Here is a 17,190-nt window from a genome sequence, read left to right on the forward strand (position 1 = left end):
ATTGAATGTGAGTCATGCCAAAGCCTAGTCATGCCAAAGCCTAGTCAGGCTTTGCCATCCTGCAATCAGAGAGACGGCGGCAACCAATGGTTCCCGCCGTCACCAGGCTTATTGCTCAGCGATCAGCGCTTCAACCTTGAGGATCTGCGCTTGCAGCGTCGCACGGTCCTTGCAGCGCAGGTTGGCGTGGCCGACCTTGCGCCCGGCCTTGAAGGCCTTGCCGTAGTGATGCAGGTGGCAGTCATCGATGGCGATGACTTTTTCCACCGGCGGCACAACGCCGATGAAGTTGAGCATGGCGCTCTCGCCGACCTTGGCCGTGGAGCCCAGTGGCAAGCCCGCCACCGCCCGCAGGTGGTTTTCGAACTGGCTGCACTCGGCGCCTTCGGTGGTCCAATGCCCGGAGTTGTGCACGCGCGGGGCGATTTCGTTGGCCTTGAGGCCTCCGTCGACTTCAAAGAACTCGAACGCCATCACGCCGACATAATCCAGCTGCTTGAGCACACGGCTGGAATAGTCTTCGGCCAGGGCCTGCAACGGGTGGTCGGTGCTGGCCACGGACAGCTTGAGGATGCCGCTGTCGTGGGTGTTGTGCACCAACGGATAGAAGCGGGTCTCACCATCACGGGCACGCACGGCGATCAGCGAGACTTCACCGGTGAACGGCACGAAGCCTTCCAGCAGGCAAGCGACGCTGCCCAGCTCGGCGAAGGTACCCACCACATCATCTGCAGTGCGCAGGACTTTCTGGCCCTTGCCGTCGTAACCCAGGGTGCGGGTTTTCAGCACGGCTGGCAGGCCGATGCTGGCGACGGCGGCGTCCAGGTCTGCCTGCGATTGGATATCGGCGAAGGCTGGCGTCGGAATCCCCAGGTCCTTGAACATGCTCTTTTCGAACCAACGATCGCGAGCGATGCGCAGGGCTTCGGCGCTCGGATACACCGGCACGAACTGGGACAGGAAGGCCACGGTTTCAGCCGGGACGCTTTCGAACTCGAACGTCACCAGGTCGACTTCATCGGCCAGCTGGCGCAGGTGGTCCGGGTCGCTGTAGTCAGCGCGCAGGTGTTCACCCAAGGCCGCCGCACAGGCGTCCGGCGCAGGGTCCAGGAAAGCGAAGTTCATCCCCAGCGGGGTGCCCGCCAAGGCCAGCATACGGCCCAGTTGGCCGCCACCGATTACACCGATTTTCATCGTCAACAACCTCAGGCGATACGTGGGTCTGGATTGTCCAGCACGCTGTCTGTCTGCTCAGCACGGAATTTTTTCAGCACCGCGTGGAACTGCGGGTGCTTGGCGCCCAGGATACTGGCGGACAGCAGGGCTGCGTTGATCGCGCCGGCCTTGCCGATTGCCAAGGTCGCCACCGGGATGCCGGCCGGCATCTGCACGATGGACAACAGCGAATCGACGCCCGAGAGCATTGCCGACTGCACCGGTACGCCAAGCACTGGCAGGTGAGTCTTGGCTGCACACATGCCCGGCAGGTGCGCTGCGCCGCCGGCACCGGCGATGATCACCTCGATGCCACGGGATTCTGCTTCATCGGCATACTGGAACAGCAAATCCGGGGTGCGGTGGGCAGAGACCACTTTCACTTCATACGGAATGCCGAGTTTTTCCAGCATATCGGCGGTGTGGCTAAGGGTGGACCAATCGGACTTGGAGCCCATGATCACGCCAACCAATGCACTCATCGTCGTGCCTCTTCTCTCTGGGCGCCCGCAGGCGCGTCAAAAAACAACAAGCCACGCGGGAAATCCGGCGTGGCTTGTTGTACGAATTTTGGCCGGTTGGACCGGCCGAAGGCCGCGCAGTATACCGTAATAATCCAGATAAACAGCCCCTCGGATGACCATCTGTCTAGCGGGGCAAACCGGCGGTTTTATTGACTTAAGAGTCAGTCCCATACACCGCGAAATACTGTGGGAGGGGGCTTGCTCCCGATGGCGGTGTGCCAGGCACTTATCTGTCACTGATACACCGCTATCGGGAGCAAGCCCCCTCCCACATTTGCCCTGCATTCGGTCCGAGATCGGGCTCAGGTGTTCTGCGCCGCGCCACCTTCCAACTTGCGCCACAACAACCGCACATTCGCCTTGCGCACCAACGCGCAGCGATACAGCCGAATTTCCAGCGGCACATGCCATTGCGGTCCGCCGCAGACCACCAGTTCGCCTCGGGCAAGTTCGGCACGAACGCTCAACTGCGGCACCCAGGCAATGCCCAGGCCTTCCAGGGCCATGCTCTTGAGACTGTCGGCCATGGCGGTTTCGTAAACGGTGGTAAAGCGCAGCGCGCGCTGGCGCAGCAGCAAGTGCACCGAACGACCAAGGAACGCGCCGGCGCTGTAGGCCAGCAACGGCACGCTGCCCTCGCCTTCCAGATCGAACAGCGGCTTGCCATCAGCATCGGCCGCGCACACCGGGAGCATTTCGGTGTTACCCAGGTGCAGCGAAGGGAAAATTTCGGCGTCCATCTGCATCGCCGCGTCCGGATCGTAGAACGCCAGCATCAGGTCGCAACCGCCTTCGCGCAGGGCGTGCACAGCGTCGCCGACGTTGGTGGCGACCAGGCGGGTGGCGATGTTCAAACCTTCATTGCGCAACTGCGCGATCCAGCGCGGGAAGAAGCCCAGCGCCAGGGAGTGGGCGGCGGCCACTTGCATGACTTCGCCCTGCCCGCCTTCCAAGTGATGCAAATGGCGCAGGACCTCGCCGAGCTGTTCGACCACGGTGCGCGCGGTGACCAGAAACAGCTGCCCTGCTGCCGTCAATTCCACCGGTGTGCGGGAGCGATTGACCAGGGTCAGCCCCAACGCGGCCTCAAGGCTACGGATACGTCGGCTGAACGCTGGCTGAGTGACAAAGCGCCGCTCCGCCGCCTGGGAAAAGCTGCGCGTCGCCGCCAAGGCGCTGAAGTCTTCCAGCCATTTGCTCTCAAGGTTCATCACTGCCTCCCACGGGTACGCACCATTTTGGCACACACGCCCGCCATGATAGCCGGGTCACATCTGCATTATGCCGTTTATGCATAGGCCAGTGCTTAACAGCATTGGCCCAAATTTTCCTACAGGCCTAGCATTCGCAGCGTTCCGGCCTGTTCCGGGTCCATATTGAGATGATTTCCGTCATGTCCTCCGCTGCATCATTCCGCACAGAAAAAGACCTGCTTGGCGTACTCGAAGTACCCGCCCAAGCGTATTACGGCATCCAGACCCTGCGAGCGGTGAATAACTTCCGCCTCTCGGGCGTTCCGATTTCGCATTACCCGAAATTGGTGGTCGGCCTGGCAATGGTCAAGCAAGCAGCCGCTGATGCCAACCGCGAGTTGGGTCAGCTTAGCGAAGCCAAGCACGCTGCCATCAGCGAAGCCTGTGCCCGTCTGATCCGCGGCGATTTCCACGAAGAGTTCGTGGTGGACATGATTCAAGGCGGCGCCGGCACTTCAACCAACATGAATGCCAACGAAGTCATCGCCAACATCGCGCTGGAGGCCATGGGTCACCAGAAGGGCGAATATCAATACCTGCACCCCAACAACGACGTGAACATGGCGCAGTCGACCAACGACGCCTACCCGACCGCGATCCGTCTGGGTCTGCTGCTGGGCCATGACGCGCTGCTGGCCAGCCTCGACAGCCTGATCCAAGCCTTCGCCGCCAAAGGCGTCGAGTTCGGCCACGTGCTGAAAATGGGCCGCACCCAATTGCAAGACGCCGTGCCGATGACCCTCGGCCAGGAATTCCGCGCCTTCGCCACCACCCTCAGCGAAGACCTGGCACGCCTGAAAACCCTGGCGCCAGAGCTGCTGACCGAAGTGAACCTGGGCGGCACCGCCATCGGCACCGGCATCAACGCCGACCCGCGTTACCAGGCCCTGGCCGTGCAACGCCTGGCCACCATCAGCGGCCAGCCGCTGGTACCGGCTGCCGACCTGATCGAAGCCACCTCCGACATGGGCGCCTTCGTGCTGTTCTCCGGCATGCTCAAGCGTACCGCCGTGAAGCTGTCGAAGATCTGCAACGACCTGCGCCTGCTGTCCAGCGGCCCACGCACAGGGATCAATGAGATCAACCTGCCAGCGCGTCAGCCAGGCAGCTCGATCATGCCCGGCAAGGTCAACCCGGTCATCCCGGAAGCCGTGAACCAGGTAGCGTTCCAAGTCATCGGTAACGACCTGGCCCTGACCATGGCAGCCGAAGGCGGCCAACTGCAGTTGAACGTGATGGAGCCGCTGATCGCTTTCAAGATCTTCGACTCGATCCGCCTGCTGCAACGCGCCATGGACATGCTGCGCGAGCACTGCATCGTCGGTATCACCGCCAACGAAGCACGCTGCCGCGAACTGGTGGAACATTCCATCGGCCTGGTCACCGCGCTGAACCCGTACATCGGCTATGAAAACGCCACCCGCATTGCGCGTATCGCCCTCGAAAGCGGCCGCGGAGTGCTGGAACTGGTGCGCGAAGAAGGCTTGCTCGACGACGCCATGCTCGACGACATCCTGCGCCCCGAAAACATGATCGCTCCACGTTTGGTCCCGTTGAAGGCCTAAGCGTTTGTTGCACCGCTCACCAGGTTGAGGGACTAGACACCTCTCACCTTTTGAGGGCCTGAAGGCTCGTTCTTCAGGCCCTTTTTTTTGCCTCAAGGTTGTGAAATGAAGCCCATAAAAATTCCAATATCGCCCTGCAAACCCGCCTTGCCCGAATCAGCGGCGCTGAAACCTTTAATCGGCCCGTGCAGACGTATCACGTACTCCTAGGTATAGTGCCGCCCCTCTCGCGTCTGCGGCCGTCGGTAACGAGGCCCGGTAGAGCGCGAAACCGCATGAATAACAACACCCGCAAAAGGATTGGGGTCGAACTGTCGCGCACTGCCTGGTGCCATGCGACGTGTCGGACCGTCCTGCGTTTGCCATTAGAAAAATCAGCGAGGAACACTCCATGCTCGAAGTCATCAACGACTTCCTCTCAGGGAAAGTACTGATCGTGCTCATTGTCGGGCTCGGCGGTTATTTCACGATCCGCTCGCGTTTCGTTCAATTGCGTCACTTTTTCCACATGTTCTCGGTGTTCAAAGACAGCTTGAAGAGCAGCTCCGGCCAACTCAGCTCGTTCCAGGCGCTGATGCTCAGCCTCGCCGGTCGCGTGGGTGCCGGTAACATCGCCGGTGTCGGCATTGCCGTAACCCTCGGCGGCCCGGGTGCCGTGTTCTGGATGTGGGTCACCGCGCTGGTGGGTATGTCGTCGAGCTTCATCGAATGCTCCCTCGGCCAGCTGTACAAGCGCACCGACGCAGAGGGCACCTACCGTGGCGGCCCGGCTTATTACATCCAGCACGGTTTGCAGAAGCGCTGGCTGGGTATGGTCATGGCGTTCCTGCTGCTGGTGACCTTTGGCTTCGCCTTCAACGGCCTGCAAGCCCATGCCGTGACTCACTCGCTGAACAACGCTTTCGGACTCGACACCACCTACACCGGCCTCGCGCTGGCGGTGCTGCTGGGCCTGGTGTTCATCGGCGGGATCAAGCGCATCGCGTCCATCGCCGACCTGCTGGTCCCGGTCAAAACCCTGGTGTACATCGCCGTGACCCTGTACGTGATCGTGCTGCAATTCGACCACGTGCCGGCCATGCTCGCGACCATCGTCAAGAGCGCTTTCGGCCTCGACCAAGCCTTCGGTGGCCTGGTAGGCAGCGCGATCATCATGGGCGTGAAACGCGGCGTGTTCGCCAACGAAGCCGGTCTGGGCAGTGCGCCTAACGTGGCAGCGGTGGCCTCCGTAGAACACCCGATCGCCCAAGGTGTGGTCCAGGCGTTCAGCGTTTTCCTCGACACTTTCGTGATCTGCACCTGCACCGCGCTGCTGATCCTGCTCTCCGGTTTCTACACACCAGGCTTTGAAGGCGACGGCATTGCCCTGACCCAGAACTCCCTGGCTGCTGTGGTCGGTGACTGGGGCCGCATGTTCATCTCGGTGGCCCTGGCTTTGTTCGTGTTCACCTCGATCATGTACAACTACTACCTCGGCGAGAGCAACCTGCGCTTCCTGGTGGGCAACAACCGTAAGGTGCTGATGGGTTATCGCGCGCTGGTGCTGGTGCTGATTTTCTGGGGCTCGATCGAGAACCTGGGCACCGTATTCGCCTTCGCCGACATCACCATGACCATGCTCGCCTTCGTCAACCTGTTCGCCCTGGCGTTCCTGTTCAAGATCGCCATGCGTGTGCTGGACGACTACGACCGCCAACGCGCTGCGGGCATCAAGACCCCGGTGTTCGATTCCAGCCAATTCCCGGACCTGGATCTGGACCGCAAGGCCTGGCCGGCCAACCCGGCAAAACCGGACGCGGCCCCATCGGCTGAACTGAACGCTCAAGTACAACGCTGAGCGCAGCTAGATAGATGACACACCGCCTGGCCTTGGGCATGCTCTGGGCCCGGCGGCGTTTTTCGTTCAGGAGATTTGTTCATGCAACCAGCTAACAACGTGATGGTGCTCTACACCGGCGGCACCATTGGCATGCAGGCCAGCGCGAATGGCCTGGCGCCCGCGTCCGGCTTCGAAGCGCGCATGCGCGAGCAACTGGCCGACGCGCCATTGCCAGCCTGGCGCTTTCGCGAAATGGCGCCGCTGATCGACAGCGCCAACATGACCCCCGCTTACTGGCAGCGCCTGCGCAGTGCCGTGGTCGAGGCCGTGGACGAGGGCTGCGATGCGGTGTTGATCCTGCACGGCACCGACACCCTGGCCTACAGCGCAGCGGCCATGAGTTTCCAACTGTTGGGTTTACCGGCGCCGGTGGTGTTTACCGGCTCGATGCTGCCGGCCGGCGTGCCTGACAGCGATGCCTGGGAAAACGTCAGCGGCGCGTTGACGGCGCTGGGCGAAGGCCTGAACGCCGGCGTGCACCTGTTTTTCCACGGTGCGCTGATGGCGCCGACCCGCTGCGCGAAAGTGCGCAGCTTTGGTCGCAACCCCTTCGCCGCGCTGCAGCGTAACGGTGGCGTAGCCAAGGCCGAGGCACTGCCCGCCGCCCTGGATTATCGCCAGCCCAAGGCCGTGGCCAACGTCGGCGTGTTGCCGCTGGTGCCGGGCATCGCCGCCGCGCAGTTGGATGCGCTGGTCGACAGCGGCATCCAGGCGCTGCTGCTTGAATGCTATGGCAGCGGCACCGGGCCCAGCGACAACCCGGCGTTCCTCGCCAGCCTCCAGCGCGCGCAGGATCAGGGCGTGGTCGTGGTCGCAATCACCCAATGCCATGAAGGTGGCGTGGAGCTGGATGTGTATGAAGCCGGCAGCCGCCTGCGCGGCGTGGGCGTGCTGTCCGGTGGCGGCATGACCCGCGAGGCCGCGTTCGGCAAGCTCAATGCGTTGATCGGCGCAGGCCTGGCCAACGCCGAGATTCGCCGACTGGTCGAACTGGACCTGTGCGCCGAGTTGGCTTGAGATCCGATTCAAGCGATCCGGTAGAGCGTCACTCCCGCCACGATCCCGGCGGCGCACGGCATGGGAATTGCTCGGTTCAAGTATTCATTGGCCGGGATCATCCCCATGCTGCACTCGCACCTGACTACCCTCAACGCCGTTTCGCTGGTGCTTGAGGCTTTCAGCGCCCAGGGCATCAGCCCTGAGGTGCTGTTGGCCGGCAGCGGTATTGCAGCGGCGGACCTGAACCACGCCGATACACGCATCACCACGCGCCAGGAAATGCAGGTGTGCGCCAACGCGGTGGCCCTGCGCCAAGCCATCGGCCTGGAACTGGGCCAGCGCATGCGCGTGTCGTCTTACGGCCTGTTGGGCTACGCGCTGCTCACCAGTGCCACCTTCGGTGACGCTTTGCGCCTGGCCCTGCGCTACCCGGCGCTGTTGGGAACACTTTTCGAGCTGAGCCTTGAGGAGGACGGCCAACGCGTCTGGTTCACCGCCCGCGATTACCGTGAAGACCCTGCGCTGGCCGCGTTCAATATTGAGTTGTGCCTGGCTTCACTCAACGTCATCTGCGACGACTTGCTCGGTCGCCCGCTCCCTCTGCTGGGGGCGCGTTTTGAATACCCGGCGCCAACCTACCAGGCGCGTTACGAAGAGCGCTTCGCCTGCCCGCTGGAATTCAACGCCACCAGCAACGCCTTTGCCTTCGACCGCCAGTGGCTCGATCAACCGCTGCCCTTGGCCGACGCCGTCACCCATCGCGCCATGACCGAGCGCTGCCGCAAACAAAACACCGAGTTCACCGGACGCCAGGCCTGGCTGGGCCGCGTGCGTCAACTGCTGGCGGCGCAACTGCCGGCAGCGCCAGGGCTGGATAAACTGGCGGAGCAGTTGAATTGCTCGCCACGCACCTTACGCCGGCACCTGCATGACTTGGGCAGCAGCTATCAGGAGTTGCTCGACGAACTGCGCTTCGAGCAGGCCAAGCAGTGGCTGGCCAACGATGCAATGCCCATCCACCGCATTGCCGAGCACCTGGGGTTCAGTGAGACCGCCAGCTTCCGTCATGCCTTTGTGCGCTGGAGCGGGGTCGCGCCAAGCCAGTTCCGCCCCTGATCCCCACGTCCAGGCGGGGTGAATACGGACAGTGCCTTTGGCCATATTCATCCCCTTTTGGCCGCTCCTGCCGTTCTCTTGCCGCGCCGGCGAGGCAACACTGCAAGACACCGCCAAACGCCTGCGAGTACACCACTATGCTGACGATCTACTCGGACGATCATCATCTGCACCACGGTCGATGCGAACTGATGGACGGGCAACTGATGCCCTGTTTCGAAATGCCCTCCCGTGCTGATCACGTACTGCAACGGGTCAAGGACCGTGATCTGGGGCCGGTGCGAGCCCCCGAGGACTTTGGATTGGCACCGCTGCAACGCATCCACAGCCACGCCTACCTGGATTTTTTCAAAGGGGCCTGGGCACGCTGGGTTGAGTTCGGCCAGGACGGCGACCTGCTGCCCTACACGTGGCCAGCCCGCACCTTGCGCCGCGTGCTGCCCACCAGCCTGCACGGTCAATTGGGCTATTACAGCTTCGACGGCGGCGCGCCGATCACCGCCGGCACCTGGCAAGCGGCCTATAGCGCAGCGCAGGTGGCACTGACCGCGCAACAAGCGATTCAACAAGGTGCTCAAAGTGCCTTTGCCCTCTGCCGCCCACCGGGGCACCACGCTGCAGGCGACTTGATGGGCGGCTATTGCTACCTCAATAACGCTGCAATTGCCGCCCAGGCCTTTCTCGATCAAGGCCATGCCAAGGTCGCGATCCTTGATGTGGATTACCACCACGGTAACGGCACCCAATCGATTTTCTATGACCGCAGTGACGTGCTGTTCACCTCGATCCACGGACATCCGGAAGCCGAGTTTCCATTCTTCCTCGGCTATGCCGATGAGCTGGGCGACGGCGCCGGTAAGGGCTTCAATTTCAATTACCCGCTGCCGGCCGGTGCCGGCTGGGATACCTGGAGCGCCGCGCTGGATCAGGCCTGCGCGCAAATCGAGCGCTATGGCGCCGACATCATCGTGGTGTCCCTGGGGGTAGACACGTTCAAGGACGATCCCATCTCGCAGTTCAAGCTCGACAGCCCGGATTACCTGGCGATGGGTGCGCGTATCGCCCGGCTGGGCAAGCCCACGCTGTTCGTCATGGAAGGCGGCTACGCGGTGGAAGAAATCGGCATCAATACCGTCAACGTTCTCGAAGGTTTTGAGGGGTCAATCCAATGAACATGCTCAAGTCGCTTGCGTTGTGCGTCGCCGTATTAAGCAGCGCCGTCCACGCCGAAGAAAGAACCCTGCGGGTCTACAACTGGTTCGACTACATCACCCCCAAGGCGCTGGAAGGCTTCAAGGGTCAGAACCCTCAGATCAAACTGGTCTACGACATCTTCGACACCAATGAAGCCCTGGAAGCCAAGCTACTCACCGGCAACTCCGGCTATGACGTGGTGGTGCCGTCCAACGTGTTCCTGGCCAAGCAGATTGAAGCCGGCGTGTTCCAGCCCCTGGACCGCAGCCAGTTACCAAACTGGAACCACCTCGACCCCAAGCTGATGAAGCTGATCGAGGCCAATGACCCCGGTAATAAATTCGCCGTGCCCTACATGTACGGCACCATCCTGATTGGCTTCAACCCGGCCAAGGTCAAGGCCGTGCTGGGCGACAACGCTCCCGTGAACAGCTGGGACCTGATCTTCAAGGAAGAGAACATCAGCAAGCTCAAGCAGTGCGGCGTCGCCCTGCTGGATTCGCCATCGGAAATCCTGCCGCTGGCCTTGCAGTATCTGGGCCTGGACCCCAACAGCAATAACCCGAAGGACTATGAGAAAGCCGAAGCCCTGCTGCTTAAAATCCGCCCGAACATCACCTACTTCCACTCCTCCAAATACATGGCCGATATCGCCAATGGCGACATCTGTGTGGCCGTCGGTTATTCCGGCAGCTTCTCCCAGGCTGCCAACCGCGCCAAGGAGGCCAGGAACGGCGTGACCGTGGACATGCGCCTGCCCAAGGAAGGCGCGCCGATCTGGTTCGACATGCTCGCCATTCCCAAGGGCGCAAAGAACCCGCAGGACGCCTACGCCTTCATCAACTACCTGCTGCAACCTGAGGTGATTGCGCCGATCAGCGATTTCGTCGGCTACCCCAACCCGAACAAGGACGCCACCGAACGGGTCGACCCGACCATCCGCAATAACCCCAACCTGTACCCGACCGAGGCGGCGATGGCGACGTTGTACACCTTGAAGCCGTTGGACAGTAAAGCTGAACGCGCCAGGACCCGGGCCTGGACCAAGATCAAATCGGGGACCTGACCGCCCCTCACACAGGACTCAGGCTAAGTAATTACCGCCCGCGCCAATCCGCCCCTCACTACCGTTGTCCTCTGCAACGGCGCCGCACCCCGGCGCCGTACTTCCCAAGAAAGGGCCCCGAGCCACCCACGCTCACGCGCCCTTCATTTCTGCAAAGGACTTGCCTATGCCTGAAGCAACGCTTCCTGATCATCCGTCGGCCACCAGCCACAATCGACCCCCTACTACCTATGAGCTACTGACTCAACTGACCTCCGGCCCGAACAGCCGGGAGGTGGCCGCCGTGACCCTGCGCTCGGCGCTCAAGGAGCTGTATCCAACCCTGGCCATCGACCCGGACCTGGCCATGGTCGTCACGCCGAATTGGCGCGTCGTCGATGATCAAGTCCTATCCGCCCCGGCCTATGCCATGTCGCTCACTTCGGTGCTGGCAAGCCAGATGCTGAACCCGAAGCCGGTGATCTACCTCGATGGCGAACACTTCCTGACACTGCAACCCGACGCCCGGCCACCGGTGCATTTACCGGTAAAAATCGATGCCATTGCGCGCATGATCAATGAGCTGTCAGAACTGATGCTGTCTGCCTTCCAGGAGCAGTACCTCAATTACTGGAATGCCTCCGATGGCCGAAGCGGGCACCGCTGGAAAGTGTTCTCACAATCCCTGCGCAAAGTATGGAATGTCACGGCGCAAGAGGGCTGGGATGAACATGATTGCGCCATAGCCAGGTCGCTGTTCCTTTTTCCGGAGCGAGCCACACGCTCTGCCCAGGACAGCTACAACACTCACGCCTACCTGATCGACGTCGATGCGCTGCAAGACAGCCAGACCGCTCACACCGCCCTCATGGACATCGCCGTAGTGATTGGCGAGCATGAGCAGGGCCAGCGGGTCCTGGCTTACTCACTGGTCAACGGCTACGAAAAATTCGACTCGCTGGAGCAATTCGGAGAACAACTGCCCGACCGAATGAACGCACGGAACAATGAGCTAAGCCTGCAGTGGCGGCTGTACGAACCGCCGGGCAATTTCTTCGACAGCCTGGCCGGCGCACTGATTGCGTTGCAACTCGACGCAATAGGCTCGATTGACAAAGACGACCGCAAAGCGATCAACGTGGACGCCGACGCCAGCCCCCTGGTCGCGGTTGCCAACGTCCTGCCGGTGGTCGAGGACTTGAGCGATCACTCGCTATCCAATATCCGTAACATCCATGAGCGGTTGCCCGACTGGCTGGCCCACGCCTCGGACTTGGATATTTCCATCTACAGTCGGCGCCTGATCGATCTTGCCGAGTTGCATACCCTCCAGAAGGGCGCGTCCTTCAATGACGATATTGCGCCGATCCGCGAATATACCCGCGATCAGTTGCAGAGCCAGATTCGTGCGCACGCCCAAGGTGCAAACATCAACGTCGACAAGATCGAAGTTCACATCGAAAGCCCGGTTGTCTGGGGAAGCACGTTCATCGTGCCCACGGCGCCGGACATCACACGCCGTAACCTGATCGACCTAGCCCTGGAAAACCTCACAGGCCTGCCGACCGGCCAACCCCGCGTGCTCTATAACGGCAGCGCAGCTCCCCCGTGGCTGTCTTACACCTACCTGAAGGGCGTGATTGAAAACATCGATATCGGCCAGCACTACCCGGCGCTGATCAAGCGCACGCTGCTGGAAGATACGGTTCAGGCCAAGGGCAGACAAACGCTCTACATCAACCATTTGCGCGTACAGCTGCCTTTGCTGGCACTGCAACTCAAGATTCGCCAACAGCACGGGGTCGATGAACTCGGTGCGCGCTACGTCGCTGCCGTAATGCAGGACGAAGACCACGGGCGACTCGTCGACGGGCAGGAGATTGTCATTCGCCCCTTGGCATTCTTACCGACCTTGCGCCCCGGCAATGATCAGGATGTGGTTGCCAATATGTTCGTGATCGGCGCCAAAGACGCCGCCGCGGGCCCGTGCCTGCTGTACCGTCCCTTGCTGGAACCAACGCTGCTGCAGTATCCGTCACGGCAAAACCTGATCTACGCCATCAAACACACGCGCCTACTTCGCGACTCGGTGCTGGCCTGGCTGCCAGAGGCGGCGCGCTTCAACTACGCGCAGTATGTATTCCCCGATAAATGGCCATCGCCATGGACGGTCATTCGAGGGCTGGTCGAGCCGCAGGTCATGGTGTACATGAGCGGCTCCATTACCTTGAGCGACCAGGTGCTTGGCGCAGCCCCGCTGGTCGCACTGTTCAAAGCCAATGCCGAGGCCATGGTCGAACTGGCGGGCCGCCAGTCAGTCTCCAATGCGCAAAAACGCTGGGCAACCTTGCGCCAGGCAGGCTGGCAAATCTTCAATGCGACATTGCCGTTCCTGGGGCGCACGGCCGGTATCGCCGCCTGGATCTGGCAGATCATGGATGACTTGCAGGACATCGCCCAGCAGGACAACCCCGAAGCGGACCCCGAAGGCGCCTGGATAGCCCAGGTCGACCTGTTACTCAACCTTGGCATGGCCCTGGCGCTGCACGGGGCCTTGCGTCACGCGCCGGTCGAAAAACCCAGCGAAGAAACCAGGCTGAAAACAGAATCGTCAGCGGTCGAACCCGCCGAAAAAATCGAGCCGCCGCCCAGCAAAACCTCCGTGGCCCGGCTGGACAACGTAACGGGCACCGAGCTGCCGAGTCGGCATCAGGGCCTGCTGAACATTCGCGGCGCCATCCCCACCGACCGTCCAAGCCTGGAGGCCACGCTGGACAGCTTCAAAATCGAGAGGCCCGCGGGCCTGGAACCTCAGGTCACAGAGCCTGGTATCTATCTGCACCTCTACCCGAACGCCCAGAAATGGTACGCCGTGGTCGGCACGCGCTGGTTCGAAGTCAACGTAGACGAAGCGGATAACGTGGTCATCATCGACCCAGGCAATCCCTCGCGAATGGGCCCCATGCTACTCAACAACAAGGCGGGCCAATGGTTTGTGGACACACGCCTGCGCCTGCGCGGTGGTGGCTTCAAAAACCGGCGCAAGGCCGTGCAAACCCGCAATACGTCTCGAATCGGCGACCTGCGCAGGCAGCTCGACGAATTCGACGCCAATGAGCGCAGCAGGCAGTCGGAAATCGCCGGCGCACACACGGCGATAGGCGACGAAGCAGGCCCCTCCACCGAATTGCGCCGCCAGAGCTTCATCGACAAGGTCGACGCCCGAATCCTAGATTACGACGTGCCGATCCGCCAACTCAGGTCACTGGGCATTATCGATAACGTGCCCAACTACCAGAGCTCCATGATCGACTATTTGCACAAGCAACTGCTGTTGACGCGCTCCGCCATCAACCAACGCTTACCGCGGTTCCGTGAAACCCTGGAAAGCTCCGTCCCCAGCCTTGAGTCGGTCACCGGCATTGATGCCAAGACCAAGACACAAACCGCCCGGGCCATGTCGGACATGACGGGCGAAATGATCAGACGCATGGAGTACGTGGAGACACGTTTTCATGAACTGGAAACGCTTGGCATCGACGGCAACAAGGTCATTCAGAGCACGCAACACGCTCTGCCCAAGCTTCAATTGCGAGACTTGAAGGCGTTTCAAGTCACCCTGGCCCGTCACCTGTGCGTCCAAGAGGGAGACGGCGAAGCGTTCGATACTGCGCGCGCCCTGCTCGACACCATTGTCGATGCCGCCGATCTTCACATACAGAGCTGCACGGAGGCGCTGGCCGACACGGCTATTCGCTCGTTGGAGGAGCGTATCGACGTGCTCAACAGCCTGGTCGATCAATTTTCCATCGTTGACCAGCGCCTGCTGGACCTGCATGCCGAATACCCCGAGCAGGTACAGCGCGAGCCCCTGGAAACCCTGCGCAAGCAGATCAACGAATTCAATCAGCACGTCGTTCGCGAGCTGGCCCTGTTGCTCAGGGAAAGCAAAGCGTTGGAGCCCAAGCCCGGCAGTTCGAAAACCGCATCACCCCCCAAGCGCAAGATCATCAAGACACGCTTCAACGGCGTGGTGGTCGGCGAACCGCGCGCGGCCGAAGAAGGGCTGGTGGATGTAAAGTCGCCGCTGACGGGCAAAGTCATTGCGACCTTCCATGAGAAAGAGCCTGGGGTGTGGGTCGAACGCGACAGCCGCCCTTCCGGACCGCGACCGCCCCAGGCAATAGACCTGAACGTGAGCCTCGAAGAGGGTGACCAGTTGCTTCAGGACGAACCTGCCGCGACCTTGCGGACCCTGGGCCACTCAAAAAAGGCTAGGCGCATTCCGGTCGAAATCGAGGAGATGTTCCACCAATACGCCGCTCGCCTGGAGCGTGCCGTCAGCCGCATCGAAGAAGCGTTGACCCAACGTAATCTGACCGAAAGCGATCGCCCTTCCGCAGCCTCCACTAACAAGCAGCTCAACGACACGGCGCAGCGCCTGTACGAGCTGGGCACCACGACCCGGATCAGCATGACCAAGCAGCAACCGCCCACAGCGGCACGGGTGGAGTGGCTGTTTGACCGGGGTTTGGTGGAAATTGCCAAGGTCATCACCCGGCGTCGCCTCAAGGGGCCGGGCAAAGACTTTCTGGACGAGTACGAAATACGCGACCATCAAACCCACAACGTGCTGTGGTATGCCCACTTTCACTACAGCTCAGCGCAAGCGGCCGCCGAAGAATATATCGCCGGGCACCTCAAGACGCGTGAACAACAGAAGCAAGGGGGAAGCCTGCAGCGCACCGGCTTGAACGACCACGACCAGATCGCGATTTACCGCAGTCAGATCGGGTCGAAACTCGCCAAATCGCTGTTTTTTGACAGCTGACCGTGCTGCTTGTCGGCGCCCCAGGCCTTGCGCAGACGCTTCAGCGCGTCGGCAATCGCGGCTTCAGGCACGGCGGCAAACCCCAACACCAGGCCGGCGCGTTGATCCGCCGGCGTGGTGGAGTGCGCCAGCCAGTAGCTGCTCAGACCATTGACCTCCACGTCGGCCGAGCGGGCCTGCTCCAGCAGTTGCTGTTCGCGGGCCAAGCTGTCCACGCGCACCGTCATGTGCAGCCCCGCCGCTACGCTCGGCAACTCGCCAACCCCCGGCAGACCGCTGGGCCAACCGGCCAGCAAGGCATTGCGCCGGCTTAATGCTGCGCGGCGCATGCGGCGGATGTGCCGTTGAAAATGGCCCGCCGCCATGAACTCGGCCATCACTGCCTGAGTGCTGACTTCCGAGTGGCGCATGTCGACAGCGCGGCGCCGTGAGAAGGCGTCCACCAGACCCGACGGCAACACCAGATAACCCAGGCGCAGCGCCGGAAACGCGACTTTGCCGAAGGTGCCCACGTAGAGCACGCGACCACTGCGGTCCAGCGCGGCCAACGGTGACAGGGGCGCGCCGCTGTATCGGTATTCGCCGTCGTAGTCATCTTCGACGATCCAGCCGCCTCGGCGCTCGGCCCAGGCCAGCAATTCCAAGCGCCGCGCCAGGCTCATCACCACGCCCAAAGGGTATTGATGGGAAGGCGTGACGTACGCCAGGCGACAGTCGCCCAGTTGATCAAGGGCCTGGCAGTCGATGCCGTCACTGTCCACCGGCACCCCATGCAGGCACCCACCGGCCAGGGCAAATGCATGGCCTGCGGCGCGATAGCCAGGGTTTTCCACGGCCACGCCATCGCCGGGCTCCACCAGCAACTGTGCACAAAGGCTAATCGCCTGCTGTGCACCACTGGTGATTACTATTTGCTCAGCCGTACATTGCATCCCCCGCGAACTGCGCAGGTATGCCGCGATCAGCCCGCGCAGACGCCCATCGCCTGCAGGGTCGCCATAGCACAGCTGTTGCAGGTCCGGCTTGCGCCAGAAGGCCCCGTTCAGCTTGGCCCAGACCTCGAACGGGAACAGATCGAAAGCCGGCACACCGACCCGAAACGCCTTCGGCGGCCCTGCGGGTGGCTGCGACAGGTAGTGGTTTTGCAGTCGCCCCAAGGCCGGTCTGTGGATAACTTCATCATCGAGATCCGCTGGCAAATTTTCCCATTTTGTGGATAAGGCTGGGGATAAGCCTGTGTGTAACCCTGTGGATACTTTTGTGGATAGTTTTTTCGCCGAGGGCAGTTGAGCGACGTAAGTGCCATCGCCGACACGCCCTTCGATAAACCCCTCGGCATACAGCTGATCGTAGGCACGTACCACGCTGTTGCGCGAAATCGACAGCGCGGCGGCCAGGTCACGGCTGGCCGGCAGGCGCGTGCCGCTGATCAGGCGACCATCGAGTACGCGCTGGCGTAGGGCTTCATAGAGCTGACGCGTCAGGCCCTGGCCGCGATCCAGCTCGATACCGGCGGGGTTGAATGACAGAGGCGGCGCAGTCGGCGACATATTGGACCTATGAAATTGG

General features: G+C 61.7%; 11 protein-coding genes. 7 read left to right on the forward strand and 4 right to left on the reverse strand.

Annotated features, from left to right (window positions below; all coding sequences use genetic code 11):
* Positions 1 to 108: 108 nt before the first annotated feature.
* The 3 genes from CKW32_RS14240 to CKW32_RS14250 form a co-directional block, all read right to left on the reverse strand.
* On the reverse strand, positions 109 to 1,194 hold the full coding sequence (locus tag CKW32_RS14240; RefSeq protein WP_095185232.1) for a 5-(carboxyamino)imidazole ribonucleotide synthase: 1,086 nt from the start codon (positions 1,192 to 1,194) through the stop codon (positions 109 to 111).
* A gap of 11 nt (positions 1,195 to 1,205) precedes the next feature.
* The gene (gene purE, locus CKW32_RS14245) at positions 1,206 to 1,697 is read right to left on the reverse strand and encodes a 5-(carboxyamino)imidazole ribonucleotide mutase (RefSeq protein ID WP_003176980.1); all 492 of its coding nucleotides are present in this window, start codon (positions 1,695 to 1,697) and stop codon (positions 1,206 to 1,208) included.
* 344 nt (positions 1,698 to 2,041) lie between these two features.
* Positions 2,042 to 2,950: a LysR substrate-binding domain-containing protein gene (locus CKW32_RS14250; RefSeq protein WP_010566930.1), complete on the reverse strand. Its 909-nt coding sequence runs from the start codon at positions 2,948 to 2,950 to the stop codon at positions 2,042 to 2,044.
* 182 nt (positions 2,951 to 3,132) lie between these two features.
* Here CKW32_RS14250 and aspA point away from each other — a divergent pair, with 182 nt between their 5' ends.
* From aspA to CKW32_RS14285, 7 genes are all read left to right on the forward strand, one after another.
* Positions 3,133 to 4,557 carry an aspartate ammonia-lyase gene (gene aspA / locus CKW32_RS14255; protein WP_032884466.1) on the forward strand — a complete coding sequence of 475 codons (1,425 nt, stop codon included), beginning with the start codon at positions 3,133 to 3,135 and terminating at the stop codon, positions 4,555 to 4,557.
* 391 nt (positions 4,558 to 4,948) lie between these two features.
* Positions 4,949 to 6,394, forward strand: coding sequence for a sodium:alanine symporter family protein (locus CKW32_RS14260; RefSeq protein WP_095185233.1), 1,446 nt, complete (start codon positions 4,949 to 4,951; stop codon positions 6,392 to 6,394).
* Positions 6,395 to 6,475: 81 nt separating this feature from the next.
* Complete coding sequence (locus CKW32_RS14265) at positions 6,476 to 7,453, forward strand: asparaginase (protein ID WP_032884468.1); 978 nt, start codon at positions 6,476 to 6,478, stop codon at positions 7,451 to 7,453.
* Positions 7,454 to 7,558: 105 nt separating this feature from the next.
* Positions 7,559 to 8,551, forward strand: coding sequence for an AraC family transcriptional regulator (locus CKW32_RS14270; protein WP_032884469.1), 993 nt, complete (start codon positions 7,559 to 7,561; stop codon positions 8,549 to 8,551).
* A gap of 137 nt (positions 8,552 to 8,688) precedes the next feature.
* The gene (locus CKW32_RS14275; RefSeq protein ID WP_095185234.1) at positions 8,689 to 9,723 is read left to right on the forward strand and encodes a histone deacetylase family protein; all 1,035 of its coding nucleotides are present in this window, start codon (positions 8,689 to 8,691) and stop codon (positions 9,721 to 9,723) included.
* The gene (locus tag CKW32_RS14280; RefSeq protein ID WP_095185235.1) at positions 9,720 to 10,811 is read left to right on the forward strand and encodes a polyamine ABC transporter substrate-binding protein; all 1,092 of its coding nucleotides are present in this window, start codon (positions 9,720 to 9,722) and stop codon (positions 10,809 to 10,811) included. Before CKW32_RS14275 ends, CKW32_RS14280 begins: the two co-directional genes overlap by 4 nt.
* A 166-nt stretch (positions 10,812 to 10,977) precedes the next feature.
* Positions 10,978 to 15,621 carry a dermonecrotic toxin domain-containing protein gene (locus CKW32_RS14285; protein WP_095185236.1) on the forward strand — a complete coding sequence of 1,548 codons (4,644 nt, stop codon included), beginning with the start codon at positions 10,978 to 10,980 and terminating at the stop codon, positions 15,619 to 15,621.
* Here the strand turns inward: CKW32_RS14285 and CKW32_RS14290 are convergent.
* On the reverse strand, positions 15,576 to 17,171 hold the full coding sequence (locus CKW32_RS14290; protein WP_095185237.1) for a PLP-dependent aminotransferase family protein: 1,596 nt from the start codon (positions 17,169 to 17,171) through the stop codon (positions 15,576 to 15,578). The genes CKW32_RS14285 and CKW32_RS14290 overlap by 46 nt on opposite strands.
* Between the last annotated feature and the right edge of the window lie 19 nt (positions 17,172 to 17,190).

This window comes from Pseudomonas sp. Irchel 3H9, from assembly GCF_900187495.1.
Classification (GTDB): domain Bacteria; phylum Pseudomonadota; class Gammaproteobacteria; order Pseudomonadales; family Pseudomonadaceae; genus Aquipseudomonas; species Aquipseudomonas sivasensis.